Origin of the sequence: Rhizobium sophoriradicis (assembly GCF_025200795.1) — a bacterium.
In the GTDB taxonomy this organism is placed as follows: domain Bacteria; phylum Pseudomonadota; class Alphaproteobacteria; order Rhizobiales; family Rhizobiaceae; genus Rhizobium; species Rhizobium sophoriradicis.
In genome coordinates this window covers 627466-653822 of the sequence record NZ_CP104152.1, presented here as the reverse complement: position 1 = coordinate 653822, position 26357 = coordinate 627466, and the positions used below count along the sequence as shown (strand labels likewise).

Genomic DNA, 26357 nt, shown 5'->3' with positions numbered 1-26357 from the left:
TATTCTCTCCTCGGTCGAGCGGAGCACCACCTCCGCCGTCAGTCTGGTACCTCTCTCCTCCGCCACCCAGGCACCACCTCTCCGCCGTCATCCGGGCACCACCTCTCCTCGGTTGTGTGCGTCAAGTTCAGCAAAATGGGGCAGTCATGAGACTGGTCATGCGGCATTGCGGAGAGCGAGTTTCTTGTGCTCTCTGAGGTCGTCCATGTTGATGTAGCGGTTGGCCTCCATCCAGTTTTGGGTTTCGACGGCTAGTGCCCGGACTAGGCGCAAGCAGCTGTCGGTGTTGGGAAAGATGCGCACGACATAGGTTCTGCGCCTGATCTCCTCGTTGAGGCGCTCGAGCATGTTGGTGCTCTTGAGATGCTTGTGGTGAGTGCGCGGCAGGCGGAAGAAGGTGAACGTCTGCTCGATGGCCTCCTCGACCCAGCCGGTGAGGCGCGGATATTTGCCGGACCATTTGCCCAGCCAGGCGGCAAGATCGGCCTTCGCCTCGTCGATGTCACGCCGGTCGTAGATCCATCGCAGTTCCTGCAGGCAATCGTCGCCGTGCTTGCGCGGCAGGTGGTCGAGCGCATTGCGCAGGAAGTGCACGTAGCAGCGCTGCCAGGCGGCTTCCGGAATGACTTCGCCGATCGCCGCGACGAGACCGGCATGATCGTCAGAGACGACGAACTCGATACCCTTGAGGCCGCGGGCTTTCAGCCCCAGCAGGAAGTCCTTCCAGGCCGACCGGCTCTCGCGGCCGGCCATCTCGACGGAGAGGATCTGCCGCCGGCCATCCCAATCGATGCCGACGGCGATCAGCACCGCCTGGCTCCTGACGACGCCGGCCTCTCTGACCTTCTCATAGCGAGCGTCGAGAATGAGATAGGGAAAGGGCTCTTGAAGCGGGCGGCAGGCAAAGGCCTTCAGGCTTTCGTCCAGGCGCTTGTTGATTGCTGAGATCGATGACGCCGAGAAGGAATGACCGCACAGTTCCTCGGTGATCGCCTTGACCTTGCGCGTCGACACTCCCTGCACATACAGCGTCGCCACCAGCGCCCGCTCCGAGCGCTGGTAGCGCTCGAACAGTTCGGTGGAGAAGTGCCCGGAGCGGTCCTGCGGCACCCGGAGCTCCAACTTGCCGACCCGCGTCATCAGCGTGCGACCGTAGTGGCCGGAGCGGTAGCCGAGCCGCTCGGGCGTGCGTTCGCCTTTCGCAGCTCCCAAAGCCTCGTCCATCTCGGCTTCAAGGACCTCCTGCATGACAGCACGGATCACCTCGTGCAGCCCGTCGGGGTTTGAAAGCAAAATATCTTTGACGGCGCCAACGGCAGTCTTATCTTCAATCTTGGTCATGGTGGCGTTCCTTCCAGGGAATCAGGTGACGTTGAACATCACCAGCCTGCCATGGCCGCCCTTCTCAGCGAATTTTGCAGAACCTTCCGCACACTACCCTCTCCTCCGTCATCCCAGGGCTTGACCCTGGGATCCATGCGGCTGGCACTAGGTGGACCGCGAAGGCGCCCCACTGCAGAGCAATTAGAAGTCCGCGTGCTTGGTCGTGGATCCCAGGGTCAAGCCCTGGGATGACGGAGAGTGTGGTTGGCGTTCTCGCCAGACGCACCGGCGATGCTGTTTGCCTCGCCGCGCTCGCGGCTCGCTTCATTGCGTCCGGCGCAGCTTATGGTCCCGGCACCACCTCTGCTCCGTCCACCGATACCTCCTCTCCACCGCAAGTTAAGCACTAACCTTCTCCACCGCCAACCCAGCCACCCTTGCACCGTCAGCCCGGCACTACTTCTCCTGCGCCAACCCGGGCACCACCTCTCCGCCGCCATCCGGGCACCACCTCTCCTCCGTCATCCCAGGGCTTGACCCTGGGATCCATGCGGCTGGCATTGGGCGAACGGCGGTGGCGTTCCACCGCAGAGAAATGGAAGTCCGCGTGCTTGGTCGTGGATCCCAGGGTCAAGCCCTGGGATGACGGAGAGTGTGGTTGGCGTTCTCGCCAGACGCACCGGCGATGGCTGTTTGCCTCGCCGCGCCTGCCTTAGCTTCATCGCGCCGGCGCGCCCTATTTGCCTCCCCACCCTCCCCGGTCAAGTCGGTACCATTTCTCCTCCGTCGCCCCGGCAACACCTCTCCTCCGCCATCCAGGCACCACCTCTCCTCCATCATCCCAGGCCTTGAGCCTGGGATCCAAAGCCGCCACGCAAACCTCAGGCGATCTCGCGCAGGCGCTCGGCGGTCTGCAGGTCGACGGAGACGAGGGTGGAGACGCCCTGTTCGGCCATGGTGACGCCGAAGAGGCGGTTCATGCGGGCCATGGTGATCGGATTGTGGGTGATGATGACGAAGCGGGTTTCGGTGGAGGCCGCCATTTCGTCCATCAGGTTGCAGTAGCGCTCGACATTGTGGTCGTCGAGCGGCGCGTCCACCTCGTCGAGCACGCAGATCGGCGCCGGATTGGTGAGGAAGACGGCGAAGATCAGCGCCATTGCCGTCAGCGCCTGCTCGCCGCCTGAGAGCAGCGTCATGGTCTGCGGCTTCTTGCCGGGGGGGCGCGCCAGGATTTCGAGGCCGGCCTCCAGTGGATCGTCGGATTCGATCAGCTGCAGTTCGGCGGTGCCGCCGCCGAAGAGATGGGTGAACAGCCGCTGGAACTGGCCGTTGACGATGTCGAAGGCGGCGATCAGCCTCTCGCGGCCTTCGCGGTTCAAGCTCTGGATGGCGCCGCGCAGCTTGCGGATCGCATCGATGACGTCGTCGCGCTCCTTGATCAGCGCTTCGAGCTTCTCGCTCAGCTCCTTCTGTTCCTCGTCGGCGCGCAGGTTGACGGCGCCGAGCCGCTCGCGCTCGATCTTCAGCCGCTCGAGATCGCGCTCGACCTCGCGCGGATCGGGCAGCGCCTGCATCGGCTGCAGGCCTGTGAGCCGCAGCGCCTCGTGCGGCGGCACGTTCAACACCTCGCGGATGCGGCTTTCGCTTTCCCCACGCTTTTCGCGGGCCGAAACCAGGCGCTCCTCGGCGCGGCCGCGGCGTTCGCGGCATTCGGCAAGTTCCGACAGCGCGGTCGCCGCCTTGTGGTCGGCCTCGCGCTGGATGCGTTCGGCCTCTGCCAGCAGATCGCCGGCATTGCGGCGCGCCTCTTCGGCCTTCTGCAATTCGCTGAGCAGCGCCCGGCGCTTGTCGTCGAATTCATCAGGGGCCATTTCCAGATCGGCCGCCTCTTCGCGCGCCTCCTCCTCGCGCTCGCGCAGTGTCGCGACATGATCCTCGCCGCTTGCCGCCCGCTGGCGCCAGGTCTCGCGCTCCTGGGCGATCGCCATGATGCGGCGCTGGCGGGCTTCGTTTTCCCTCGCCAGGCTTTCATGGCGGGCGCGGGCTTCGGCGAGCGCGCCGCGATCGGTCGCCACCTCCGCCTGCTGGAAGCGCAGCCGTTCGTCGATCTCGGTCAGATCGGGCGCATCCTCCAGCTCGATGCGGGCATTTTCCTCCTGGATGCCGATCTCCTCCAGCTGCGCGCCGAGCTGGCTGGCAGCCTCGCTGACGACATCGCGGCGGCGGATCAGATCGCCGGAGGCACGCTCGGCCGCGGCCAGCGCATCGCGCGCCTCGGCCAGATGACGCGCCGACAGCCGGCTCATGTCGCGCGCCTCAGTGAGCTTGCGTTCTTCCACCCGGATCGCCTCGGCGGCCGCCGCCTGCCGTTCCTCGGCCTCATTGAGCACGTCGCGGGCGATCGCCGCTTCGCCCTCGAGCTCGGCCAGGCGGTTTTTCTGAGCAAGGCGCAGGGCGGCAGCGCTCGGAGCGTCGGCGCCGGCGACATGGCCATCCCAGCGATAGACGGCGCCTTCTCTCGTCACCAGCCGCTGGCCAGGCTTCAGCGCCGCCATCAGCGCTTGCGCTTCGGCCTCGTCGACCAGGCCGATCTGGCGCAAGCGGCGGGTGAGCGCGGCGGGGGCGCGGACATGGGTCAGCAGCGGTGTGGCGCCTGCGGGAAGCGCGGGATCGCCGGCGCCATCGCCATTCTCCGACCAATGGGCCGGCGCTTCGGCATCGAGCGGCGATTCCAGATCGTCGCCGAGCGCAGCCCCCAGCGCGGTTTCGAAGCCGCGATCGACCTTCAGCTCGTCGGCGACCGGCGGAAACTTGCCGGCGGCCGCACCGGCGGCGAGCATGCGGGAAATGGTGCGGGCCTCGGTTTCGATGGCATTGAGGCCAGAGCGAGCCTGCTCGACCGGGGCGCGAGACAGCGCTTCGGTCTGGCGGGCGGCGGCCAGCGCCAGCTCGACCCCCTGGACGGCGGCTTCGGCATCGGCGAGCGCGATTTCGCCGGCTTCGACGATGGCGCGCTTCTCCTCGGGATCGGGCAGGCCGGCAATCTTCTCGCCGATGGCCGCAAGTTCCTGGTTTGCTTCGTTCATCTGCCGTTCGAGACGCATGCGGCGGTCGGCGAGATCGCGGATGGCGCGCTCCAGCTGATTGCGGCCGGCCGCGGCCTCGGCGCGCTCGGCGGTCAGCTGGGTGAAGACGCGTTCGCTGTCGGCAAGCTTTGCCGCCGCGCCCTCGAAGGCCTGGCGGGTTTCCTCGGCATAGCGGCCGGAATCGGCGAGAATTTCCGATATCTCGGCCTCTTCGGCGTCGAGTTTGGCGAGAATGACGGCATTGTCGGCGACCAGCCGCTCCTCGCGGCGGATGTCTTCGGCGAGCTGGGCAAGACGGCGGGTCAGCTCGTCGCGGCGGCGCAGAATGCGGCCGGCATCCTCCTCCAGCTGGCTGCGGGCGATCTGCAGACGCTGCAGCGCGGCGGCGGCGCGCGCCTCGCCCTCGCGCAGTTCCGGCAGCTTCAGGCTGGCGATGCCCTGGTTCTTCGCCGCCTCCATCTGCATCTGCGCCTTTTCGGCGACGATGACGGTTGCCTGGTTGAGGGCGCTGTCGGCCTCGGCTTCGGCCTCCTTCGCCTGCACCCAGCGAATATGCAGCAGCATCGCCTCGCGGCCGCGGATATCGGCCGACAGTGTCTTGAAGCGGTTCGCCTGGCGGGCCTGGCGCTTCAGGCTCTCGATCTGGCTTTCGAGCTGCGAGGTGACGTCGTCGAGACGTTCGAGATTGGTTTCGGCGGCGCGCAGGCGCAGTTCGGCCTCGTGGCGGCGCGAATGCAGGCCCGATATGCCGGCCGCCTCTTCCAGGAGCTGGCGGCGGGCCTGCGGCTTTGCCTGGATCAGCTCGCCGATGCGCCCCTGGCCGACCATCGAGGGCGATCGGGCGCCGGTGGAGGCGTCGGCAAACAGCAGCTGCACGTCCTTGGCGCGGCTTTCCTTGCCGTTGATGCGATAGAGCGAGCCCTGTTCGCGCTCGATGCGGCGGGTGACCTGGATCTCGTCGGCATCGTTGAAGGCGGCGGGCGCGGTGCGCTCGCCATTGTCGAGATAGAGCGCCACTTCGGCGGTGTTGCGGGCCGGGCGGTTGCCGGAACCGGAAAAGATCACGTCGTCCATGCCGGAGGCGCGCATGTTCTTGTAGGAATTCTCGCCCATCACCCAGCGCAGCGCCTCGACGAGGTTCGACTTGCCGCAGCCGTTCGGGCCGACGACGCCGGTCAGCCCCCGCTCAATGATGAATTCCGTCGGCTCGACGAAGGATTTGAAGCCGACCAGGCGCAGCTTGTTGAACTTCATGCGGAAAAATCCACGGCAGGAAGCCCCCTCATCCGCAAACTGCGCTGAAAAGAAAAAACGGGCGCACGGCTTTCGCCGTCGCCCGTCTTCGTCAAACGGTCCGGTTCAGATGAGGCTGTCGATGAGCTTCGACATGGTGTCAACCGGCATGTCTCCAGAATAGCGCTTGCCATTGATGAGGAAGGTTGGCGTGGCGTCGACGCCGAAATCCTTGGATCCCCTTTCCCGCGTGGCGTTCACTTCATCCAGAAGCTTCTGGTTCGTCAAGCATTTCGTGAAGCTATCCTCAGTAAATCCGGCGAGCTTCGACATCTGCAGCAATGCGGCGCGGCCATCATCGGCGGCGGCCCAGACCTGCTGCTGCTTGAACAGCATCGAAACCATCGGGAAATACTGCTCCGGCGTGCTCATCTGCCCCGGATTGGCGGCGCTGCAGCGGGCGAGCATGAAGGCGGCGGCGGCGCGCGGATCGAAGGGGAATTCGCGGATGATGAACTGAACCTTGCCGGTATCGATGTATTTCTGCTTGATCGTGTCGAAGGTGGTGTTGTGGAAATGGGCGCAATGCGGGCAGGTCATCGACATATATTCGACGATCTTGACCGGGGCGTCGGCCTTGCCCAGCGCCATCTCCGGCAGCGCGCCGGGTTTCAGCACCTCGGCCATGTCGACATCGCCGTCGGACTGAGGCATGTCGGTCGCCGACGTCGCAGCCGTCTCGATGGTATCGACATTGGTGCCGTCGGCCATGGTCTTGCCGGAGGACGAAGCATCGGCAGCGTCCTTGCTGTCGTTGCAGGCGACAAGCGCTACGGCAGCGGCGGCGATGGCGATACCGCTGAGCAGGCGGCGTTTCGTCAGTTGCATTTCGGACATCTGCATGGGTTCCCCATAGGTATGAGAGTGACGGCGTGACTGTGCGATATAACGGCTGGCGGCCACTCACAAGCCACGGTTCGCCAACTTCCTTCAAAGAATTGTGACCGTGATGGGACGGCTAGACGAAATGCGAGCTGTCGGCTTGCTGATTAGCGATAGACATCGCGGCGGTTGCCGATGGGAGCATGCCCACGTTTCCAAGCTCACCCTCGGCTGCTCGGTGAAAGTCAATTCTCCATACCATGGCACTCGACCAGCTCGGCCAGCGGCACACTATCGCTCTCGCCCTCGCGAAGCTCGTCGAGGCGTTTTTCGGCGAGATAGATATCCTCTAGATCGTCAAGATGTTCGATGATGGCTTGACGTGCATAAAAGCTTTTGCTGCGCCCCGTACGCCTGGCAAGCTCATCGAGGCGCGTTTCGATATCAGGTGGCAACCGCAAGGCCAGCATGATTTTTCTCCCGTCCGCTATTGGGTATAGCGCTCAGAAGCTCCCATCGCCAGTAGGCCTTCGCTTGGACGTCCGTGGTTTTCGAGGACCGCTGGATCAGCCATGCAGCCGAGCCCTGACGCGTGGATCCCAGGCTCAAGGCCTGGGATGACGGAGGTTGAGGAGATTGGCAAGAGGCGAACGCCTTATCGCCTGGAAATGTGCAGCAGTTCCGCGACGCTCGCGCACATCGCTCTTGCCGCGACGGGTGAAGCGCATCCAGCATTGGCGCCTCCACCCTGTCGCCCTCCTCGATCTCGTCATCCCAGGCCTTGAGCCTGGGATCCATAGCCCGCTGATGAATGCGCGGCGCGGGCTAAGCGACGGAGTCCTCAGCCTTCATCCGCTCAGCGTGCAATCGCTCCAATCGCTCAAAAACCGCATCGACATCGATATCCGTGCTCGGATCGTCTATAGCCTCCCGGATTTGTCGACGCGTGATTTCATCGCTCGCATCCCTACGCCGATCACAGCCAGTCTCAGCGTTTCGGACCAATTCAGGCATCTTGCTCATCAGCGCCCACTCCCCCGCTTCCCCATCACCGCCGTGCCAAGACGCTGGATCGCCTGGCGCAGCTTGTCGCCCTCTATCCCTTCCATCATGCCTTCCAGCTTGCGGGCGGCTTCGCCCTTCAGCGGCGGCGGGGTGCGGGAGCGGCGCACGGCCTGGGAGACCGGCTTCTGGACGATGCGGATCTGGTGGACGGCGGCGAAGCCGAAGAAGCTGTTGATGCGCTGGATGAGCTCGCCCTGGGCATGGGTGAGGAAAAGCGCGCGCGCACCTTCGCAGGCGATGGTCAGCACGCCGGGGCGGAAGCTGCCGTCGTCGCCGCCGCCGCGGGCCCAGGCGATCTTTTCCGGCCGGGTGCAATCGGCGAAATCCTCGCCGGCGATTTCGCTCCAGGAGCCGAGCAGCGCCGTGTTGATGCCGGCGCGGCGCGCCAGGACGGGATCGATCAGCCCGTTCGCCAGCTCGGAAATCTGCTTTACATCTTTGCGTGGATAACTCATCGAAACCCTTGGACGCCCCTGCCAATCGCGCAGGCAATTCGCATCGCCGGCTTGATCCGCCGGCATTGCTTCGCCAAGTATAGGGCCTTCCCCTGATCCCGGCAAATCATGACGATCACGACACTAGACAGCCTCTCTGCAAAGCCCCTGCTCGACTGGTACGACCGCCATCACCGCGACCTGCCCTGGCGGGTGTCGCCCGGCATGGCGGCACGCGGCGTCAAACCCGATCCCTATCGCGTCTGGCTGTCAGAGGTGATGCTGCAGCAGACGACGGTGCAGGCGGTCAAACCCTATTTCGCCAAGTTTCTCGAGCGCTGGCCTGAGGTGACCGACCTTGCCGCCGCCGAGAACGACGAGGTGATGGCCGCCTGGGCGGGGCTGGGCTATTACGCCCGCGCCCGCAACCTGAAGAAATGCGCCGAAGCGGTGGCGAAGGACCATCGCGGCGTCTTTCCCGATACCGAAACCGGTCTCAAATCGCTGCCCGGCATCGGCGACTATACGGCAGCCGCCGTCGCCGCCATCGCATTCAACCGGCAGGCGGCCGTCATGGACGGCAATGTCGAGCGGGTGATTTCCAGGCTCTATGCGATCGAGGCGCCACTTCCGGGCGCCAAGCCTGTGATGAAGGACAAGGTGACGCTGTTGACGCCTGCGAACCGGCCCGGCGATTTCGCCCAGGCGATGATGGATCTCGGCGCGACGATCTGCACGCCGAAGCGGCCGGCCTGTTCGCTCTGTCCGTTCCGCGGATCGTGTCAGGCGCTGAAGCTTTGCGATCCCGAACTCTTTCCGGTCAAGACGGCGAAGAAGGAAAAGCCTGTGCGGCAGGGTGCCGCCTTCATCGCGGTGACCGGCGACGGCGAGATCCTGCTCAGGCGGCGCGCTGAAAGCGGCTTGCTCGGCGGCATGACCGAGGTGCCGACGACGGCCTGGACGGCGCGCCTCGACGGCGAGACTTCCGTCACGGCCGCGCCCTTCGCCGCCGCCTGGCAGGCCTGCGGCACCGTCATCCATGTCTTCACCCATTTCGAGCTCAGGCTGTCGATCTGGCGCGCGGCGATCGTTCAGAAGCTGGAAGCGGATGACGGATGGTGGGAGCCGGTTACAAATCTTGAAGCGCAGGCCTTGCCGACCGTCATGAAAAAAGCGATCGCAGCGGCTATTCCTCTCGCGTTCAAAACATCCAGGGCATAACCATGACCACCGACATACAGCATATTGTTTTCGACATCGGCAAAGTCCTCATTCACTACGATCCGCATCTTCCCTTCAGCCGGCTCATTCCTGATGAAACCGAGCGCAACTGGTTCTTCGCCAATATCTGCACCCATGACTGGAACGTCGAGCAGGACCGCGGCCGCACCTGGGCGGATGCCGAAGCGCTGCTGATTGCTGAACATCCGGCTCGCGAAGAGCATATCCGCGCCTTCCGCAAACATTGGCACGAGATGGTGCCGCACGCCTATGACGACAGCGTCGCGATCCTGGAAGGGCTGATCGCCGACGGACGGGACGTGACGATGCTGACCAATTTCGCCTCCGACACGTTTCGCGAGGCGCAGGAGCGCTTTCCCTTCCTCAAGCTGCCGCGCGGCGTCACCGTTTCCGGCGATATCGGCCTGATCAAGCCGGATATCGCGATCTACGAAACGCATACGAACAGCTTCGGTCTCGATCCGAAGGCGACGATCTTCATCGACGATGCGCCGGCCAATGTCGAAGGCGCCAAGGCCTTCGGCTGGAACGCGGTGCTGTTTTCGGGCGCCGAGAAGCTACGCAATGATCTTGCCGCCTACGGATTGAAGGTCTGAGCCATGGCTTTCGACCCGGCCGAGGAAATCGAACGCTTCCACGCCGCGATCAACGCCCTCGATTTCCCTGTTATCGAGGGCTATTTCGCCCAGGACGCGACCTATGTCTCGAACGGCGTCGGCAGTCTTGCCTGCCGCGAAGAGATCATGGCCGCCTTCCGGCGCTATTTCGACGACTATCCCGATCAGACGGCGGAGAATTCGCTGGTTGAAACGCTGACGCCGCTGTCCGGCCGGGCCGTCTGGTCGCTCCGCGCCACCCACAGCAAGACCGGCAAGCCGCTGATCCGCGAGGGCGAGGAGACGATCACCTTCAATGCCGAAGGCCGCATCACCCGCGTCGACGTCACCGATTACAAGGATTTCCAAAAATAGAAGACGCCCGGAGCTTGAACTCCGGGCGCCTTGGCCTTCTTCCGCAACTGGAGGAAACCGGAAGAAGGTATTTCGATCCGCCGAAGGCGTTGCTCACTCCACCTTTGCCAGATCACTGCGGATGACGGACCTGAGATCGTCGATCGGGCGCAGGGACTGCCCGTCTTCGAAATGCCAGAAGGTCCATCCGTTGCATGCATCGAGACCCTGCACCTTAGCGCCGAGACGATGAATAGAGCCGGCCTCGCCGCCTGAAGCGACGGTGCCGTCGGCGCGAACAATGGCGCTGTAGCGGCGTTTGGCGTCGGTCAGCACCTGGCCGGGTTTGATCAGGCCGCTTTCGACGAGCACGTTGAAGGCGACGCGCACCTCGGCCTTCTTGCCGGTCATGACGGTCAGTTCCGCCTTCCCCAGCGGCTCGACGGCGGCGATGCGGGCGGAGGCCGCATCGATATAATCCTGCTCGCGCTCGATGCCGACGAAGTGACGGCCGAGACGCTTGGCGACGGCGCCCGTTGTGCCCGAGCCGAAGAAGGGATCGAGCACGATATCGCCCGGCTTTGTCGAGGCCATGATGACGCGGGCGAGCAGCGCTTCCGGCTTCTGGGTCGGATGCACCTTCTTGCCGTCCTCGCCCTTCAGCCGCTCATTGCCGTTGCAGATCGGGAACAGCCAGTCCGAGCGCATCTGCACGTCGTCATTGGCGGCCTTCATCGCATCGTAATTGAAGGTATAGCCCTTTGCCTTGGCATTGGGGCTTGCCCAGATCATCGTCTCATGGGCGTTCTGGAAACGGCGGCCCTTGAAATTCGGCATCGGATTGGTCTTGCGCCAGATGATGTCGTTGAGGATCCAGAAGTTCAGATCCTGCAGCGTCGCGCCGACGCGGAAGATATTGTGGTAGGAGCCGATCACCCAGATCGAGCCCGTCGGCTTCAAGACGCGGCGGCAGGCGAGCAGCCAGGCGCGGGTGAAGGCATCATAGGCCTCGAAGGAGGCAAACTGATCCCATTCGTCATCGACGGCATCGACCAGCGACTGATCGGGACGGTGCAGCGTTCCGCCGAGCTGGAGATTGTATGGCGGATCGGCGAAGATGACGTCGACGGAGTGGGTGGGCAAGGCTTCAAGGGCGCTGACGCAGTCGCCCTTGATGATCGTGTCAACCCAGGAGTCCGGCCGGGAATCCGACTTGACGGAGGCCTTGAGGTCGGCAAGCGGAAAAACTGATGCCATTCTGATACTCACTCATACGCTATACGCTTAACTCTCCGTTATGGTTACGCAACTTAGTTACCAAAGGCTGAAGGGGTGGCTGATTTCGGGAATTTATTGCGCCAGTAGTCGGACCGAGTCGGCAGAGATGGCACTGTCCGGTTCATACTAATGATTGCCCCTCACCCTAACCCTCTCCCCGTTCCGACGGGGAGAGGGGACGTGCCCTGCGAAACGCTGGAGAGGGACCGAGAGGATGCGGCATATCCCCTTCGCCCCGCGCGCGGGGAGAAGGTGGCGGCAGCCGGATGAGGGGCGCCCTCGCCGATCTCCCAGGCCGGAATTTCGCTTAATATGGAGCTCCTGCGCGTGCCCCAACCAGCGAGAAACACCATCACGCCGCATCATGCACCTTGCGGCTATCCGCCGGCGCCTCGTCGCGTTCGAACATGCCGTAATCGCGCAGGACGCTGGCGATGCACAGGCGATAGTCGGCGAAGATGCCGCCGCGGCCGGCTTGCTGGGCGGCTCGGTGAGCATCGAGGTTGCGCCATTTTTTGACGGCCTCCTCGTCGCGGAAGAAGGAGAGCGACAGCAGCTTGCCGCGGTTCGTCAGGCTCTCGAAACGCTCGATCGAGATGAAGCCGTCGATCTTTTCGAGCTCCGATCGCAATTCGCCGGCGAGATCGAGATATTTGTGGCGTTCGCCCATATAGGGCACGACTTCGAAGATGACGGCGATCATGGCAGCACCAGCTTGGCGTGAGGGGCGGAGACGTTTTTGAGGAAGATGCGGTCTTCCTTCCGGATAAAGCCTTCGCGCCTGGCGAATTCGTAATTGTCGCGGCCAAGCGGGTCGGCGGCCAGCCTGGCGCGATAGGCTTCGTAAGCGGCGAGGTTTTCGATGTTGTAGACGCCGTAAGCGGTCGTCGCCGAACCCTCGTGCGGGCCGAAATAGCCGATCAGGTCGGCGCCGTTCCGAGGGATCGCCTGGCCCCAGTTGCGGGCATACTCGGCAAATGCCTCCTTCTTGAAGGGGTCGATCTCGTAGCGGATGAAGCAGGTGATCATCGGGGTCTCCTTTTTGCTTCCCCGTTTTTCGCACATTGCCTGACGGCGATGCTTCGGTTACGATCGAACTATGAAGGAAGGTCCTGACATTGCGCAGATCGGCGCACTGATCGGCGATCCCGCCCGCGCCAACATGCTGGCGGCGCTGACCGGCGGGCGGGCGCTGACGGCGACCGAGCTTGCCGGGGTCGGCGGCATCACCGTGCAGACGGCGAGCACGCATCTGGCCAAGCTCGAAGCGGGCGGCCTGCTTGCCCAGCGCAAGCAGGGGCGCCACCGCTATTTCACGCTGGCCGACGAGGCCGTCGCCCGGCTGATCGAAAGCATGATGGGCTTTGCCGCCGGGCGCGGGCATCTGCGCCACCGGCCGGGACCGAAGGAACCGGCGCTGCGCAAGGCGCGCATCTGCTACGATCATCTGGCCGGCGATTACGGCGTGCGCATGCTCGACAGCCTGATTGCGTCGGGTTCGATCGCAGCGGTCGGCGACGGCCTGGCACTCACGGAAAAGGGTGAAGGCGACCTCAAGCGCATCGGCATCGATGTCGGCAGCCTCAAATCGTCACGCCGACCGCTCTGCCGCTCCTGCCTCGACTGGAGCGAAAGACGGGCGCATCTGGCCGGCAGCCTCGGCAAGGCGCTGTTGTCCAGCTTCCTCGACAAGGGCTGGGCCAGACGCACCGCCGAAAGCCGCTCGATCCTCTTCTCGCCGGAAGGCGACCGGCAGTTCCTGAAGCTGTTTCCGGTCGATGCATAAGCATAGACCTGAAGTTTTTTGTAGCTCCGCAACCCGGGGCGACGGGACCAGACCAAGGTCCGGCGCCTATCCGACTGAGGGCCCAGGATAGGAACAGTCACGATGTAACCGAAGTTTGTCAGGCAGCTGTCCATTCTCTTGGAAGGCGACAGCAGCTCAACGACAAATGGAGGAATATACCATGATGAAGGTAACACATCTGGCATTGGCTGCGGCCCTTCTGGCCGGCACGGCGGCTTCCGGCTTCGCCCAATCCTCGAGCACGGTCGGCACCGGCGGTTCGTCGGCCGGCGGCGGAACTGCGAGCAGCACGGTCGGTACTGGTGGCAGCTCTGCCGGAGGCACCTGCCCTGCCGGCGCGACCAACTGCACCCCCGGTTCATCCTCGACAGTCGGCACAGGCGGCTCGTCGGCTGGCGGCGGCACATCGAGCAGCTCGGTTGGTACCGGCGGCTCGGCCGCGGGCTCGGGATCAGGCTCCGGTTCCGCTTCGACGCTCGGCACGGGCGGCTCCTCGGCCGGTGGCGGCACATCGAGCAGCTCAGTCGGCACAGGCGGCTCCGCCGCAGGCTCGGGCGATGCGAATTCGGCTTCGAGTGTCGGCACCGGCGCCTCGTCGGCTGACGGAGACAAAACGGGCAGCACGGTCGGCACCGGCAGCAGCGCTGCAGGCTCCAACGACAACCAGGGCAAGAAGGGCTGCGCGCCCGGCCAGGTCAAGAAGGATGCCGCCGGCACCGAGGACTGCAAATGATCCCGGGCCGGCGCCCTTGGGGCGCCGGCCAAACCCTTGGGAGATAAACCAATGACCCGGTTTTCCATAATCGCACTCGCCGCTTCGCTCGCTCTGATCGCCGGCCCAACCATGTCGGAGGAGATCAAGCTCGACGACGGAACGACCTGCACGATCGTTCAGTCACAGGCGGGTAACACTTCCACCACCGTGACGGCTGGCAATGGGCAGGTGTCTTCCTCGACCACAACAGGGAGCGGGTCGGCCGGCTCGTCCTCGTCATCCGCCTCTGCCGGCTCCTCGGCCAGCTCCGGAAGCGTCGACAGCTTTTCCACTGCAAGCATCACCCGGCCTGACGGCACCGTCATCACCAAGCGTTCCGATGGCACCTGTTCGATAACGAAACCTGCGAAATAGGAGATGGCAATGAGACATATCAATCTTATCGCGGCCGCCTCGATCGCTCTACTCGCGTCGAGTTCGGCCGTCCTTGCGGAAGAATGCAATGCGGCCGGCACCGTCGGAACGGCTGGAAGCGCTTCGGCCGGCGGTACATCCGCCAGCTCTGTGGGAACGGCGGGCGCCTGCCAGACCGACGGCGGCACGACATCCTCGATCGGATCGGGGGGAAGTGCGGCCACAACCGACGGCAAGGCGCAAAGCAAGACTCATATCAACGACAATGGCGACAAGCTGAAGGCGCAGACCAAGGCCCAGGCGGTCGACCAGGGAACGTTCAGCAAGTCGCGCACCAAGACCAGCACCGATGGCGACTCGCTGCAAAGCACGACCCGCACCATGTCGCATGTGCCCGGCGAGAAGCCGGTCAAGAGTACCACCACCAATAAAATCATCCTGCCGGAGCAGTAGGTCAGGAGGGCTCGCTTCACTCGGACGGAGGCGAGCCCATGGCCCTCGATGGGCCGGAGCCGAAGTGCTTGCTGACATTCTGCGTCTTCGTGAAGAGCTAGACCCTGACCGGCCCGTGTTCAGTTCATCGAGTGGAACGTCTCGAAGATAAGCGCCCTCAGCCAGCGATGAGCGGGATCTGCGTCCATGCGCGGGTGCCAGGCCTGGACGATGTTGAAACCCGGCACGGCGACCGGCAGGTCGAAGGTTCTGATCTCTCTCGTCGCCGCGGATCTGCAATAGGACTTCGGAACCGAACCGATCAGATCGGATGAGGCTGCAACTGAAATCACCGCCGGGAAACTCGGCACGATCAGTCTGACATCCCGATCCAAGCCCAGTTCGGCAAGCGCTCTGTCGACCGGACCGGCGTAGTCCGCCTGCGTCGAGAAGACTACGTGGCCGCAGGCAGCATAACGCTCAGCCGTTATCCGGTCTGCGTCGAAGATCGGATGCCCCACCCTTGCGACGCCGACGTAGCGATCCTCGAAAAGGCTCTGGCAACGCAGCTCGCCGCTGTCTCGCGGGAGCACACCGATGTCCAGATCTATCGCCGCCTCCCGCAATGCCTGAACGTCTTTGTCGGATCTCGGCGCAAAACGAAGCCTTATTCCCGGTGCAGCCTTCGTCACTGCGGCGCTCAGATCCGCGGCGTAGAGAAGCACGAAGGCTTCGTTGGCGCGGATCGTGAAGTGGCGCTGCACCTCCCGAATGTCGACGGTCGACGGCGGGCTCAGCACCGCTTTCACAGCGTCTTTTAACAGATGCACATCTTCGGCAATGGCCAGGGCATGGGGCGTCGCAACCATGCCGCGGCCGGCCGGCACCAGGATCGGATCACCGAGCGCAGTCCTCAAGCGTGACAGTGTCCGGCTCATGGCGGACGTGCTGAGGCCAAGCCGGCGCGCGGCAGCCGATACGCTTCGTTCGGCCAGCAAAGCGTCCAGCGCCACCAGAAGGTTCAGATCGAGATCAGACATGGCGCGATCCTAGCAGACGTGGCGCCACGCGCAACTGATCATTGCTTCCGTTGCGTCTGGCGCAATGGGTGAGCTGGGAGTAACTAGTCACCATCCCAGGCACACCGAGGATTTCCCCATGTCTCTCAGCTACACCACACCGGTTTCTCAAGAAGGTCTGGCGGCGCCCCGACGCTATCTGGCGGTCGCCCTCCTGCTTCTGGCGGTTGTTCTCGTCGTATTGGATGGAGCGATCGCCAATGTCGCCTTGCCGTCGATTGCACTCTCGCTGCAGGCGGAAGCGGATAACACCGTATGGGTCGTCTCGGCCTACCAGTTGGCCGTGCTCGTCGCCATTCTTCCATGCGGGGCGCTCGGAGAGATCTACGGCGCCCGGCGGGTCTTCCTGATCGGCGTCGCGCTGTTCACCGCGGCTTCCGCAGCCTGCGCCTTGGCGGGCGACCTGCCCTTGCTGATCCTTGCGCGTTTCGCCCAGGGCCTTGGCGCGGGCGCGATCATGGCGCTGGCGATGATGATCCTGCGCCAGGCCTTGCCGCAGCGCATGCTCGGTCCGATCATCGGCATCAATGCCATGGTCATCGCAATTTCCTCCGCCGCCGGCCCCGGCATTGCCGGCGCCATCCTCTCCGTCACGACCTGGCCTTGGCTGTTTGCGGTCAATATACCGCTCGGCGTTATCGTTCTCCTCGGCGGCGGCCTGCTCGGCCACGTTGAGGGCGCGAAGCGGAAGCTGAAGGCGAAGGCGTTGCTGGCCAATACGCTGATGTTCATCCTGTTCTTCTCAGGCGCCGACCGGATAGCCACCGCGCCGGTCAGCGGTGCCGCCCTCATCGCCGCCTCACTCGCCTGCCTATTCGCCCTGCTGCGTCTGGAACGAAACAGTGACCTGCCTCTGATTCCGACCGACCTGTTAGCGGCGCCGGCATTCCGCATGGCGGTGATCGCCTCGATCTCCTGCTTCTGCGGACAGATGCTGAGCTACATCGCCCTGCCCTTCTACCTCCAACACAGGCTGCACATGACGCCGGTTCTGGCTGGTCTCTACATGATGCCCTGGCCTGCCGCGACAGCAATCATCGCGCCGATCTCGGGACGTCTGGCAAACCGGTTCAAGACCTCATGGCTTTGTGGAATCGGCGGCGCGCTTATGGCGCTTGGCCTTCTGGTGGCCGGTCTCACACCGCCCGACCCGAGAGGTATCGGATTTCTCGTCGGCACGGTGATCGCCGGCCTCGGCTTCGGACTGTTCCAGACTCCCAACAACCGAATTCTGCTGCTTTCGGCACCGAAAGCCAGAAGCGGTGCCGCGGGCGCCATGCAAGGGACCGCGCGGCTTCTCGGCCAAACCTTGGGCGGGGTCGCGATGTCGATCATTTTCGCAACGCTGCCCTTGTCGGCGGCGCTCGACTTCGCGGTCGCCATTGCAGCCGGCTGCACGGCGATCGCCGGCCTGGTCAGCCTGAGCCGAGCTCGTTACGAAGCGGCGGGGCAGCCTGCAACGGCCTGAAGTGCCCGCTTCATGGGCGTCCGGCGACCGTGGTTCCACCGAGCCGGTCGCCTGCCGCATCGCAGCCATGCTGGAGATCAGGTTGAGCTTTGGCCTGCCATCGTGTAAAGCCGCAGCATCCCCTGACAAGACCAGACTTTCAGCAAGGCGTGAACATATGGACGGCTTCGACCTCATCATCTTCGATTGCGACGGCGTTCTCGTCGATTCCGAAATCATCGCCGCGGAGGTCGAATCCGCGCTGTTGACGGAAGCCGGATATCCGATCGGCGCCGAGGAAATGGGCGAGCGCTTCGCCGGCATGACATGGCACAACATCCTGCTGCAGATCGAGCGCGAGGCGAGCATCCCGCTTTCGGCCTCGCTGCTTGATAAGTCGGAGCAAGTGCTCGACGTCAGGCTGGCGAACGACGTCAAGGCCATACCGGGCGTCGAATTCGCCGTCTCCCGGCTGCCGATGAAGCGCTGCATCTGCTCGAATTCGAGCACGAAGCGGCTCGACATGATGCTCACCAAGGTGGGTCTGAAGCCGCTGTTTGCACCTAACATCTTCTCCGCCAAGGATCTCGGTCCCGACCGCGTCAAGCCGAAGCCCGACATCTTCCTGCACGGCGCAAGCCGCATGGGCATCTCGCCCGACAGGACCGTCGTCGTCGAAGATTCCGTGCACGGCGTGCATGCGGCGCGCGCCGCCGGCATGCGCGTCATCGGCTTTACCGGCGCCTCGCACAGCTACCCTGCCCATGCCGACAAGCTGACCGATGCCGGCGCCGAGACGGTGATCTCCCGCATGAACGACCTGCCGGGCGTGGTTGCCGCGCTGGCGGCCTGGGAAGGCGTGCTGTAGGGACCTGCGGTCATTGCGCGGGCAGGCTACGACCATCGCCCGCCGCCGCTGCCGGATGCTCTCCGGCCTCCCCTCGCTCCGTCGTCCTCTGCCTTAATCCGGAGCCTATGCAGCGGGCATTGCGTTAAGAGCGACGGCATCCATCTGCAAGGAAATTAGCGAGCCAAGTGCGAGGTTGTGGATCCCAGGGTCAAGCCCACGGCTGTCCGGTTTAAATTTCCCTTTTTAAATGCTTATAAAACAAACCGTTATTGGGAAATAGGTATCGATTTTATAGTACGTGATGCAGGCTGAAATCGAATTTTTTGCACAATTTCCGCCTCGGAACTTTCTCTGACGCGGATGCCAAGTCTCGCCATCTTTCGTCTTGTCGCGAAAATAACGAGTCAAAACAGTAAAGCGGCACATCTACTGCGAGTCTCGGAATCCTCTGCAACCGTTTTTGCTAAACCGGACAGCAGTGGGTCAAGCCCTGGGATGACGGAGTGTGGGGTTGGCTTCGTCGCCAGACGCACCGCCGGCGCAATTTTGAGGCGCTGTTTTTGCCGTCGCTCTATCGCGGCTGCTGAGCCGATGTCACCAGGCACCACATCTCCTCCGTCATCCCAGGGCTTGACCCTGGGATCCATGCGGCTGCCACCCCGTGAAGAGACACGGCATCCAACCCCAGGGAAAGTAAAGAAGTCGAGTGCGGAGCTGTGGATCCCAGGGGCGGCGTTCGTCTCCGTCTCACGTCAAAACGATATCAGCAGCCAAATGCGAAACGTTGTCCGCGCGATGACCCCGGAACAGATCGATGAGGCTGCCAGATGTTGCTCGAACCGGCCGGATCACGCGGCGGCCAGACCGCACTTTACCCGAAATAATCAGCTGCTCTTCTTGCTCTTCGCCGGCTGGGTGTCGAAACCGACGTTGACGCGCACCAGCGCGCCGGCGCCGACCGGCATCTGGATGCCTTCCTTGCGGAAGATGACCTGCGTGCCCGGGGAGCCGGCGGGGATCTCGGTCGGGAACTTGGTGACCTCGGAATAGAGCACGTTCTCGCCATCGAGGATGGTGACGCGGACCGGCAGCGTCACCGGGCCGGGATTGCCGGCCGGGCCGGTGATCAGCCGCAGCTGGGCAACCACGGTCATCGTCAGGGCCGTGTCGTTCAGCGTGCATTGGCGGGTGTAGTCGCCGAAGGAGGCCTGGAAGACGATCTGCTGCGGATCGTCCTTCTTGCCCTTGGCATAGGTGCGGAAGATCGCATCCTGGTCACGCAGGAAAATCTGCGGGCAGGCGCCCTGGACGACGGGGGCGACGGCGCCCTGCGCCGTCTTGGCCGTGCCGATCGAGGGGTTGTTCGAGGAGGGGTTGGCCGGCGCCAGCGGCATGATCTGAGCATTGCCGTTCGGCTGGGTCGGCGCCGCCTCCGGCTTGCTGTCGCCGCCGATGCCGAGCGAGTTGCAGCCGGCAAGCAGGGCAACGAAAGACGTGGAGATGATAAGACGCGAGACCTTGCCGAGCACTATGTTCCACCCTTTGCACAAGCGTTTCTTGGAGGCCCCAGTCTTTTTCGCGAGGCCTTTCACGACGGTTTGCGATGGTCTATATCAGCGGCGCAAACAAAAATCGATTGGGTACGCGCCGTTTTGATGCACTTTTCGCCGCCGGATGCGGGCAACTTCAACAAGATAACGGCAATGGTATGGCCTGAGGGCAGCCGCTTGCCGGTTTCCGGCAGAGCAGGCCCCGGCTCTGCCCGGCCGAATTTCTTCCAGCGATAGATCAAGGATGACCAACGTGGACTATATCTCGACCCGCGGCGAGGCCCCTGCCCTCGGCTTTTGCGACGCCCTTTTGACGGGATTGGCGCGTGATGGCGGCCTCTATGTTCCCCGGGAGTGGCCGCAGTTTTCGAAGAAGGAGATCCGCGCGCTGAGGGGCAAGAGCTATCAGGAGATCGCCTTCACCATCCTGTCGCCCTTCACCAATGGCGAGATCCCCGCGGCGACCTTCCGGGCGATGATCGACGAGGCCTACGCCACCTTCCGCCATCCGGCAATCGCGCCGCTCGTCCAGACCGGGCCGAACAGCTTCGTCATGGAGCTCTTCCACGGCACGACGCTCGCCTTCAAGGACGTGGCGATGCAGCTGCTGGCACGGCTGATGGATTATGCGCTTGAGAAGCGCGGCGAGCGGGCGACGATCGTCGGCGCCACCTCGGGCGATACCGGCGGCGCGGCGATAGACGCTTTCGCCGGGCGTGAGCGCACCGATATCTTCATTCTCTTCCCGCACGGCAAGGTCTCGCCGGTGCAGCAGCGGCAGATGACGACCTCGACGGCCGCCAATGTGCATGCGCTGGCCGTCGAAGGCAATTTTGACGACTGCCAGAATCTCGTCAAGGCGATGTTCAACGACGCGGCGTTCCGCGACAAGGTCAGCCTGTCGGGCGTCAACTCGATCAACTGGGCGCGCATCATGGCCCAGATCGTCTATTACTTCACCACGGCGGTGGCGCTCGGCGGGCCGGACCGGAAGATCTCGTTCACGGTGCCTACCGGCAATTTCGGCGACATCTTCGCCGGCTACTGCGCCAAGCGCATGGGCCTGCCGATCGACCGGCTGGTCATCGCCACCAACGAAAACGACATTCTGACCCGCACGCTGAAGACCGGCCGCTACGACATGAAGGCGGTCAAGGCGACGACTTCGCCGTCGATGGACATCCAGATCTCCTCGAATTTCGAGCGGCTGCTCTTCGAAGCCTATGGGCGCGATGCCTCGAAGGTGCGCGCTTCGATGGAAAGCCTCAAGCAATCCACTGGCTTCGAGATTGGCCCGCAAGCGCTGAAGGCGATCCGCCGCGACTTCCGCGCCGGCCGCGCCAGCGAGAGGCAAGTCGCCGAGACGATCCGCAAGACCCATGCGGCAACCGGCTATCTCCTCGATCCGCATTCGGCGATCGGCGTCTTCGTCGCCGCCAAGAAGGAGAAGCCGAATACGCCGATGGTGACGCTTTCGACCGCGCATCCGGCGAAATTCCCGGCCGCCGTAAAATCGGCCAGCGGTATTGACCCGGCGCTTCCGACGTGGCTTGCTGATCTGATGCACAGGGAGGAGCGCTTCCAGATCATCGAACCGGAGCTTAAAGCCGTTCAAACCTTTATCGGCAAACACGCCCGCGGCAAGACGACGGCAGGCGCAGAAAGATAGCCAATGACAGTTGAGTGCACCCGGCTGAAATCCGGGCTGACAGTAGTCACAGAAACCATGCCGCACCTTGAAAGCGTTGCGCTGGGTGTCTGGATCAAATCGGGATCGCGTAACGAGACGGCAGACGAGCACGGCATCGCCCACCTGCTCGAACACATGGCCTTCAAGGGCACGGCCCGCCGCTCGGCCCGTGAGATCGCCGAGGAAATCGAGGATGTCGGCGGCGAGGTCAACGCCGCCACCTCGACCGAGACGACCTCCTATTACGCCCGCGTGCTGAAAGACCACGTGCCGCTCGCCGTCGATATCCTCGCCGACATCCTGACGGAATCGGCCTTCGAGGAGGAGGAGCTGGAGCGCGAGAAGCAGGTGATCCTGCAAGAGATCAACGCTGCCAACGACACGCCCGACGACGTGGTGTTCGACCGCTTCTCCGAGGCCGCCTATCGCGACCAGACGCTCGGCCGGGCGATCCTCGGCACGCCGCAGACCGTCGTTTCCTTCACGCCGCAGCAGATCCGCGCCTATCTCGGCCGCAACTATACGACCGACCGCATGTTCGTGGTGGCGACCGGCGCCGTCGATCATCAAGAATTCCTCCGCATGGTCGAGGATCGTTTCGCCAGCCTGCCAACGTCGCCATCCGCCCCGCCGGTCATGGAAGCGGCGCGTTATGTCGGCGGCAGCGTGCGCGAACCGCGCGATCTGATGGATGCGCAGATCCTGCTCGGCTTCGAAGGCAAGCCCTACCATGCCCGCGATTTCTACTGCTCGCAGATCCTCGCCAATATCCTCGGCGGCGGCATGTCCTCGCGGCTGTTCCAGGAAGTGCGCGAATTCCGCGGTCTCTGTTATTCGGTCTATGCCTTCCATTGGGGTTTTTCCGACACCGGCATCTTCGGCATTCATGCGGCGACCGGCGGCGAAAACCTGCCGGAGCTGGTGCCCGTGATCATCGACGAACTGCACAAATCCGCCAATGAGATCCACCAGAAGGAAATCGAGCGCGCCCGCGCCCAGATCCGCGCCCAGCTGCTGATGGGCCAGGAGAGCCCGGCCGCCCGCGCCGGCCAGATCGCAAGGCAGATGATGCTCTACGGCCGACCGATCTCCAATCCGGAGATGATGGAACGGCTGGAAGGCATCACCATCGAGCGGCTTACCGATCTCGCCGGCCGGCTGTTCTACGACACGGTGCCGACGCTGTCGGCGATCGGGCCGCTGGAACAGCTCGCACCGATGGAAGACATCACCGCCTCGCTTTCGGTCTCGGCGCCGAGGACGATGCAGGCAGGCCGCTGAGCCGACATCCGTCTGCCGGGAGTGATCGATGCCAAAATCGGTGTTTCGGTTCCTGTCGCGGCAGCCGGATGCAGTCGAACTGGAAAACGACAAATATCTCCTACGCCTGCCGCGCTACCAGGATTTCAACCAGTGGCACCGGCTGCGGGCGGAAAGCCGCAACTTCCTTGAACCCTGGGAACCGACCTGGCGGCGCGACGAGTTGACGGAGGGCTCCTACCGCGCCCGCGTCATCCGCGGCAAGCAGGAATATGCTTCCGGCCAGGCGATCCCGCTGTTCATTTTCCTCAAGGAAAAACGCACCCTCGTCGGCGGCGTCACCATCGGCTATATCAGGCGGGGTGCGGCACAAAGCTGCATGATCGGCTACTGGATGGGCGAACGCCATGCCGGCCAGGGGCATATGTTCGCCGCTCTGCAATTGGTTATTCCTTACATCTTCACCGGGCTTGAGTTGCACCGTATCGAAGCAGCCTGTATTCCAGATAACGCGCGCAGCATGCGTCTGCTTGAAAAGGCCGGGTTTCAGCGGGAAGGCTATCTGCGCGGATATTTGAAGATCAACGGTCAGTGGCACGACCATGTGATGTTTTCACGGCTCGCCACCGATACGGATAAAGGCAGGATAACCGACAGCCGATGACCAGAGACCGCATGCTGCCCAAGTCACCGTCCGGACGAGTGATCGCGGTGATCGCAGCCCTTTTCCTGGCGGCCTTCGCCCTTGCGGCGGGTGTTGCCCGGGCGGCCGAACCGGTGAAGATTTCCCGTGACGATACCGCGCTCGACCTGACGGCGACGACCGAGATCTATGCCAACCAGGGCGAGGCCTTCCAGGTGTCGACGGCGGCCGGCGCCGATGGCATTCGCCGCCGCATCGAGGTTCGGGCGAGTTCGGAGAATCACCAGGGCGACTGGGCGGTGTTTGCGCTTGCCAACGTCTCGGAGGAACAGCTGGAGCGCGTCATCGTCGCGCCGCATTTCCGTCTGGTCAATTCCAAGCTGTTCTGGCCGGATCTCGGCTCGCAGCGCATCAGCGCGATCACACCGAGCGAAGGTTTTGCGCTGGACCGGCAGCCGAGCGACGAGGCCGATGTCTTCCGCATCACGCTGAATCCCGGCGCCGTCATCACCTTCGTCGCCGAACTGTCAACGCCGGAGCTGCCGCAGATCTATCTCTGGGAGCCGAACGCCTACAAGGATACGATCAACGCCTTCACCCTCTATCGCGGCATCGTGCTCGGCATTGCCGGCCTGCTGGCGGTGTTTCTCACCATCCTCTTCGTCGTCAAGGGCACCTCGATGCTGCCGGCGACGGCCGCGCTTGCCTGGGCGGTGCTCGGCTATATCTGCGTCGACTTCGGTTTTCTCGGCAAACTGATCAGCGTCGCCTCGGCCGACCAGCGAATATGGCGTGCCTGCGCCGAAGTGGCGCTCGCCTCGAGTTTCGTCATCTTCCTCTTCACCTATCTCAACCTCAATCGCTGGCATGCGCATCTCGGTTACGCCACGCTCGCCTGGGTGCTCGGCCTGGCGCTGCTCTTCGGCGTGGCGATCTACGATCCGTCGATTGCCGCCGGCATCGCCAGGCTGTCCTTCGCGCTGACGGCGGCGACCGGGCTGCTGTTGATCATCTATCTCGGCTTCAACCGCTACGACCGCGCCATTCTGCTGGTGCCGGCCTGGGCGCTGACGCTCGTCTGGCTGTTCGGGGCGTGGCTGACCGTCACCGGCCGGCTCGACAACGACATCATCCAGCCGGCGCTCGGCGGCGGCCTGGTGCTGATCGTGCTCTTGATCGGCTTTACCGTGATGCAGCACGCCTTTGCCGGCGGCGCTTTCCAGCAGGGGCTGTTTTCCGATCTCGAACGGCAATCGCTGGCGCTGACCGGCTCCGGCGACATGGTGTGGGACTGGGACGTGGCGCGCGACCGCGTCGTCACCATTCCCGATGTCTCGGTCAAACTCGGCCTCTCCCCCGGCACTATGCACGGGGCGGCGCGCAACTGGCTGCCGCGGCTGCACCCTGACGACCGCGACCGCTTTCGCGCCACGCTCGACGTGCTGCTCGAACACCGGCGCGGGCGGCTCAATCACGAGTTCCGCATCCGCGCCGAGGACGGGCATTTCCACTGGCTGCTGATCCGCGCCCGGCCGGTGCTCGGCTCCAACGGCGAGATCATCCGCTGCGTCGGCACGATCGTCGACGTCACCGAGCAGAAGAACTCCGTCGAGCGGCTGCTGCAGGATGCGCTGCACGACAATCTGACCGGCCTGCCGAACCGGCAGGTCTTCCTCGACCGGCTGCAGGCGGTGCTGGCGCTGGCGCCGGGCGGCGACACGCTCAGGCCCACCGTGATGGTGATCGATATCGACCGCTACAAGCTGGTCAATGACGCGCTCGGCGTTGCGGCCGGCGACAACATCCTCATCGCCTTGACCCGGCGGCTGCGCCGGCTGATGAAGCCGCAGGATACGCTGGCGCGGCTTGCCGGCGACCAGTTCGGCCTGATCCTGGTATCCGAGCACAATCCGGCCAAGGTTGCCGATTTCGCCGATGCGATCAGCAAGGCGATCATGGTGCCGATCAACTTCTCCAACCGCGAGATCATTCTGACCGCGTCGATCGGGCTCGCATCCTGGGTGGACAGGCAGGAGAGCGCCAGCGGTCTGCTCAGCGACGCCGAGCTTGCCATGTACCGGGCGAAACGGGGCGGCGGCAACCGCGTCGAACCGTTCCTGCCGGCCTTCCGCGATTTCGGCACCGACCGGCTGCAGCTCGAAACCGATCTGCGCCGCGCCATCGAACGCAGGGAATTGTCGATGGTCTACCAGCCGATCGCCCGGCTGGAGGATGTCGAGGTCGCCGGCTTCGAGGCGCTGATGCGCTGGGAACATCCCAAACGCGGCAATATCCCGCCCTCCGAATTCATCCCGATCGCCGAGGCCTCCGATCTCATCGGCCCGCTCGGCATGTTCGCGCTGGAACAGGCGACCAACGACCTGATGAGCTGGCAGACCCAGACCGGCGAATTGCCGATCTTCGTGTCGATCAATCTGTCGAGCGTGCAGCTGCTCAACAACGAGCTCTATGACGACGTGCGTTCGGTCCTCGCCAAAACCCATTGCGCGCCTTCGCGGCTCAAGCTGGAACTGACGGAATCCATGGTGATGGAAAATCCGGAGCAGGCCCGCCTGGTACTGCAGAAGCTGAAGGAAGCCGGCATTGGCCTGGCGCTCGACGATTTCGGCACCGGCTATTCCTCGCTTGCCTATCTCACCCGCTTCCCCTTCGACACGATCAAGCTCGACAAGGCGCTGGTGCGCGACGGCAGCGACAAGAAGGCGACCGTGCTCCGCTCGGTCATAGCGATGGCGCGCGAGCTGGAAATGAAGGTGGTGGCCGAAGGGATCGAATCCAACGAGGATGCGATCGAGCTCGCCAAGATGGGCTGCAGCTACGGGCAGAGCTATCTGTTCGGGCCGCCGATCCCATCGGAATCGGTGCTGCGGCTGCTGCGCGACCGGTTTCCGCTGACGAAAAGGGCTTGAACGCAGGCGAACGGGCTGACCGGTTTTCCGCCTGCGCAGCGCGC

The 26357-nt window shown here is 63.8% G+C and carries 24 protein-coding genes; 13 read left to right on the top strand and 11 right to left on the bottom strand.

Going from position 1 to position 26357, the window contains the following annotated elements:
- Positions 1-156 precede the first annotated feature (156 nt).
- The 5 genes from N2597_RS03125 to N2597_RS03105 form a co-directional block, all read right to left on the bottom strand.
- The gene (locus tag N2597_RS03125; RefSeq protein ID WP_183599153.1) at positions 157-1341 is read right to left on the bottom strand and encodes an IS256 family transposase; all 1185 of its coding nucleotides are present in this window, start codon (positions 1339-1341) and stop codon (positions 157-159) included.
- An 863-nt stretch (positions 1342-2204) separates the two neighbouring features.
- Positions 2205-5666 (bottom strand): chromosome segregation SMC family protein, encoded by a 3462-nt coding sequence (locus N2597_RS03120; RefSeq protein WP_183599155.1) that lies wholly within the window; start codon positions 5664-5666, stop codon positions 2205-2207.
- A gap of 105 nt (positions 5667-5771) precedes the next feature.
- Positions 5772-6542: a DsbA family protein gene (locus N2597_RS03115; RefSeq protein ID WP_183599157.1), complete on the bottom strand. Its 771-nt coding sequence runs from the start codon at positions 6540-6542 to the stop codon at positions 5772-5774.
- A 230-nt stretch (positions 6543-6772) separates the two neighbouring features.
- A complete protein-coding gene (gene relB, locus N2597_RS03110; protein ID WP_010038558.1) occupies positions 6773-6997 on the bottom strand; it encodes a type II toxin-antitoxin system RelB family antitoxin in 225 nt (74 codons plus the stop codon).
- 552 nt (positions 6998-7549) lie between these two features.
- On the bottom strand, positions 7550-8047 hold the full coding sequence (locus tag N2597_RS03105; RefSeq protein WP_038692305.1) for a DUF721 domain-containing protein: 498 nt from the start codon (positions 8045-8047) through the stop codon (positions 7550-7552).
- Between the two features lie 108 nt (positions 8048-8155).
- Between N2597_RS03105 and mutY the strand changes: the two genes are divergently transcribed.
- From mutY to N2597_RS03090, 3 genes are read left to right on the top strand one after another with little or no spacing between them, the layout of a single operon-like run.
- Positions 8156-9247: an A/G-specific adenine glycosylase gene (mutY, locus tag N2597_RS03100; protein WP_086156085.1), complete on the top strand. Its 1092-nt coding sequence runs from the start codon at positions 8156-8158 to the stop codon at positions 9245-9247.
- A gap of 2 nt (positions 9248-9249) precedes the next feature.
- Complete coding sequence (locus N2597_RS03095) at positions 9250-9864, top strand: HAD family hydrolase (protein ID WP_096762575.1); 615 nt, start codon at positions 9250-9252, stop codon at positions 9862-9864.
- A 3-nt stretch (positions 9865-9867) separates the two neighbouring features.
- The gene (locus N2597_RS03090) at positions 9868-10239 is read left to right on the top strand and encodes a nuclear transport factor 2 family protein (RefSeq protein ID WP_038687371.1); all 372 of its coding nucleotides are present in this window, start codon (positions 9868-9870) and stop codon (positions 10237-10239) included.
- Positions 10240-10332: 93 nt separating this feature from the next.
- Here N2597_RS03090 and N2597_RS03085 read toward each other — a convergent pair whose 3' ends face one another.
- From N2597_RS03085 to N2597_RS03075, 3 genes are all read right to left on the bottom strand, one after another.
- Positions 10333-11475: a site-specific DNA-methyltransferase gene (locus N2597_RS03085; protein ID WP_039618319.1), complete on the bottom strand. Its 1143-nt coding sequence runs from the start codon at positions 11473-11475 to the stop codon at positions 10333-10335.
- A 373-nt stretch (positions 11476-11848) separates the two neighbouring features.
- A complete protein-coding gene (locus tag N2597_RS03080) occupies positions 11849-12199 on the bottom strand; it encodes an antibiotic biosynthesis monooxygenase family protein (protein ID WP_183599159.1) in 351 nt (116 codons plus the stop codon).
- Complete coding sequence (locus tag N2597_RS03075) at positions 12196-12525, bottom strand: NIPSNAP family protein (RefSeq protein ID WP_009989779.1); 330 nt, start codon at positions 12523-12525, stop codon at positions 12196-12198. The genes N2597_RS03080 and N2597_RS03075 overlap by 4 nt, the downstream gene beginning before the upstream one ends.
- A gap of 70 nt (positions 12526-12595) precedes the next feature.
- Between N2597_RS03075 and N2597_RS03070 the strand changes: the two genes are divergently transcribed.
- The 4 genes from N2597_RS03070 to N2597_RS03055 all read left to right on the top strand — a co-directional run bounded on the left by N2597_RS03070 (position 12596) and on the right by N2597_RS03055 (position 14885).
- Positions 12596-13282 (top strand): ArsR/SmtB family transcription factor, encoded by a 687-nt coding sequence (locus tag N2597_RS03070; protein ID WP_086156082.1) that lies wholly within the window; start codon positions 12596-12598, stop codon positions 13280-13282.
- 181 nt (positions 13283-13463) lie between these two features.
- Positions 13464-14036 carry a hypothetical protein gene (locus N2597_RS03065; RefSeq protein ID WP_086156430.1) on the top strand — a complete coding sequence of 191 codons (573 nt, stop codon included), beginning with the start codon at positions 13464-13466 and terminating at the stop codon, positions 14034-14036.
- Positions 14037-14087: 51 nt separating this feature from the next.
- Positions 14088-14432 (top strand): hypothetical protein, encoded by a 345-nt coding sequence (locus N2597_RS03060; protein WP_038687366.1) that lies wholly within the window; start codon positions 14088-14090, stop codon positions 14430-14432.
- Between the two features lie 9 nt (positions 14433-14441).
- A complete protein-coding gene (locus N2597_RS03055; protein ID WP_096772267.1) occupies positions 14442-14885 on the top strand; it encodes a hypothetical protein in 444 nt (147 codons plus the stop codon).
- Between the two features lie 119 nt (positions 14886-15004).
- Here the strand turns inward: N2597_RS03055 and N2597_RS03050 are convergent, their stop codons facing one another.
- Positions 15005-15904: a LysR family transcriptional regulator gene (locus tag N2597_RS03050; RefSeq protein WP_106797206.1), complete on the bottom strand. Its 900-nt coding sequence runs from the start codon at positions 15902-15904 to the stop codon at positions 15005-15007.
- 118 nt (positions 15905-16022) lie between these two features.
- Here N2597_RS03050 and N2597_RS03045 point away from each other — a divergent pair, with 118 nt between their 5' ends.
- Complete coding sequence (locus N2597_RS03045) at positions 16023-17411, top strand: MFS transporter (protein WP_183599161.1); 1389 nt, start codon at positions 16023-16025, stop codon at positions 17409-17411.
- Between the two features lie 157 nt (positions 17412-17568).
- Entirely contained in the window at positions 17569-18258 is a 690-nt protein-coding gene (locus tag N2597_RS03040; RefSeq protein WP_096772269.1) for an HAD family hydrolase, read from the top strand.
- Between the two features lie 866 nt (positions 18259-19124).
- Here the strand turns inward: N2597_RS03040 and N2597_RS03035 are convergent.
- A complete protein-coding gene (locus tag N2597_RS03035; protein WP_179363813.1) occupies positions 19125-19772 on the bottom strand; it encodes a hypothetical protein in 648 nt (215 codons plus the stop codon).
- 56 nt (positions 19773-19828) lie between these two features.
- Positions 19829-20032: a hypothetical protein gene (locus N2597_RS03030; RefSeq protein WP_039618299.1), complete on the bottom strand. Its 204-nt coding sequence runs from the start codon at positions 20030-20032 to the stop codon at positions 19829-19831.
- Positions 20033-20034: 2 nt separating this feature from the next.
- On the opposite strand from N2597_RS03030, the gene thrC reads away from it, so the two are divergent.
- From thrC to N2597_RS03010, 4 genes are read left to right on the top strand one after another with little or no spacing between them, the layout of a single operon-like run.
- The gene (gene thrC, locus N2597_RS03025) at positions 20035-21459 is read left to right on the top strand and encodes a threonine synthase (protein WP_086156076.1); all 1425 of its coding nucleotides are present in this window, start codon (positions 20035-20037) and stop codon (positions 21457-21459) included.
- A gap of 3 nt (positions 21460-21462) precedes the next feature.
- Positions 21463-22761 carry a M16 family metallopeptidase gene (locus tag N2597_RS03020; RefSeq protein ID WP_086156075.1) on the top strand — a complete coding sequence of 433 codons (1299 nt, stop codon included), beginning with the start codon at positions 21463-21465 and terminating at the stop codon, positions 22759-22761.
- A gap of 28 nt (positions 22762-22789) precedes the next feature.
- Positions 22790-23404 (top strand): GNAT family N-acetyltransferase, encoded by a 615-nt coding sequence (locus tag N2597_RS03015; protein WP_009994254.1) that lies wholly within the window; start codon positions 22790-22792, stop codon positions 23402-23404.
- Positions 23401-26313, top strand: a complete 2913-nt coding sequence (locus N2597_RS03010; protein WP_183599163.1) for a sensor domain-containing phosphodiesterase — start codon at positions 23401-23403, stop codon at positions 26311-26313. Before N2597_RS03015 ends, N2597_RS03010 begins: the two co-directional genes overlap by 4 nt.
- Positions 26314-26357 lie beyond the last annotated feature (44 nt).

Bases quoted from the DNA above. Each gene is read 5' to 3' on its own strand.
- N2597_RS03125 (WP_183599153.1), bottom strand. From the start codon at position 1,341: ATGACCAAGATTGAAGATAAGACTGCCGTTGGCGCCGTCAAAGATATT.
- N2597_RS03120 (WP_183599155.1), bottom strand. From the start codon at position 5,666: ATGAAGTTCAACAAGCTGCGCCTGGTCGGCTTCAAATCCTTCGTCGAG.
- N2597_RS03115 (WP_183599157.1), bottom strand. From the start codon at position 6,542: ATGTCCGAAATGCAACTGACGAAACGCCGCCTGCTCAGCGGTATCGCC.
- relB (WP_010038558.1), bottom strand. From the start codon at position 6,997: ATGCTGGCCTTGCGGTTGCCACCTGATATCGAAACGCGCCTCGATGAG.
- N2597_RS03105 (WP_038692305.1), bottom strand. From the start codon at position 8,047: ATGAGTTATCCACGCAAAGATGTAAAGCAGATTTCCGAGCTGGCGAAC.
- mutY (WP_086156085.1), top strand. From the start codon at position 8,156: ATGACGATCACGACACTAGACAGCCTCTCTGCAAAGCCCCTGCTCGAC.
- N2597_RS03095 (WP_096762575.1), top strand. From the start codon at position 9,250: ATGACCACCGACATACAGCATATTGTTTTCGACATCGGCAAAGTCCTC.
- N2597_RS03090 (WP_038687371.1), top strand. From the start codon at position 9,868: ATGGCTTTCGACCCGGCCGAGGAAATCGAACGCTTCCACGCCGCGATC.
- N2597_RS03085 (WP_039618319.1), bottom strand. From the start codon at position 11,475: ATGGCATCAGTTTTTCCGCTTGCCGACCTCAAGGCCTCCGTCAAGTCG.
- N2597_RS03080 (WP_183599159.1), bottom strand. From the start codon at position 12,199: ATGATCGCCGTCATCTTCGAAGTCGTGCCCTATATGGGCGAACGCCAC.
- N2597_RS03075 (WP_009989779.1), bottom strand. From the start codon at position 12,525: ATGATCACCTGCTTCATCCGCTACGAGATCGACCCCTTCAAGAAGGAG.
- N2597_RS03070 (WP_086156082.1), top strand. From the start codon at position 12,596: ATGAAGGAAGGTCCTGACATTGCGCAGATCGGCGCACTGATCGGCGAT.
- N2597_RS03065 (WP_086156430.1), top strand. From the start codon at position 13,464: ATGATGAAGGTAACACATCTGGCATTGGCTGCGGCCCTTCTGGCCGGC.
- N2597_RS03060 (WP_038687366.1), top strand. From the start codon at position 14,088: ATGACCCGGTTTTCCATAATCGCACTCGCCGCTTCGCTCGCTCTGATC.
- N2597_RS03055 (WP_096772267.1), top strand. From the start codon at position 14,442: ATGAGACATATCAATCTTATCGCGGCCGCCTCGATCGCTCTACTCGCG.
- N2597_RS03050 (WP_106797206.1), bottom strand. From the start codon at position 15,904: ATGTCTGATCTCGATCTGAACCTTCTGGTGGCGCTGGACGCTTTGCTG.
- N2597_RS03045 (WP_183599161.1), top strand. From the start codon at position 16,023: ATGTCTCTCAGCTACACCACACCGGTTTCTCAAGAAGGTCTGGCGGCG.
- N2597_RS03040 (WP_096772269.1), top strand. From the start codon at position 17,569: ATGGACGGCTTCGACCTCATCATCTTCGATTGCGACGGCGTTCTCGTC.
- thrC (WP_086156076.1), top strand. From the start codon at position 20,035: ATGACCAACGTGGACTATATCTCGACCCGCGGCGAGGCCCCTGCCCTC.
- N2597_RS03020 (WP_086156075.1), top strand. From the start codon at position 21,463: ATGACAGTTGAGTGCACCCGGCTGAAATCCGGGCTGACAGTAGTCACA.
- N2597_RS03015 (WP_009994254.1), top strand. From the start codon at position 22,790: ATGCCAAAATCGGTGTTTCGGTTCCTGTCGCGGCAGCCGGATGCAGTC.
- N2597_RS03010 (WP_183599163.1), top strand. From the start codon at position 23,401: ATGACCAGAGACCGCATGCTGCCCAAGTCACCGTCCGGACGAGTGATC.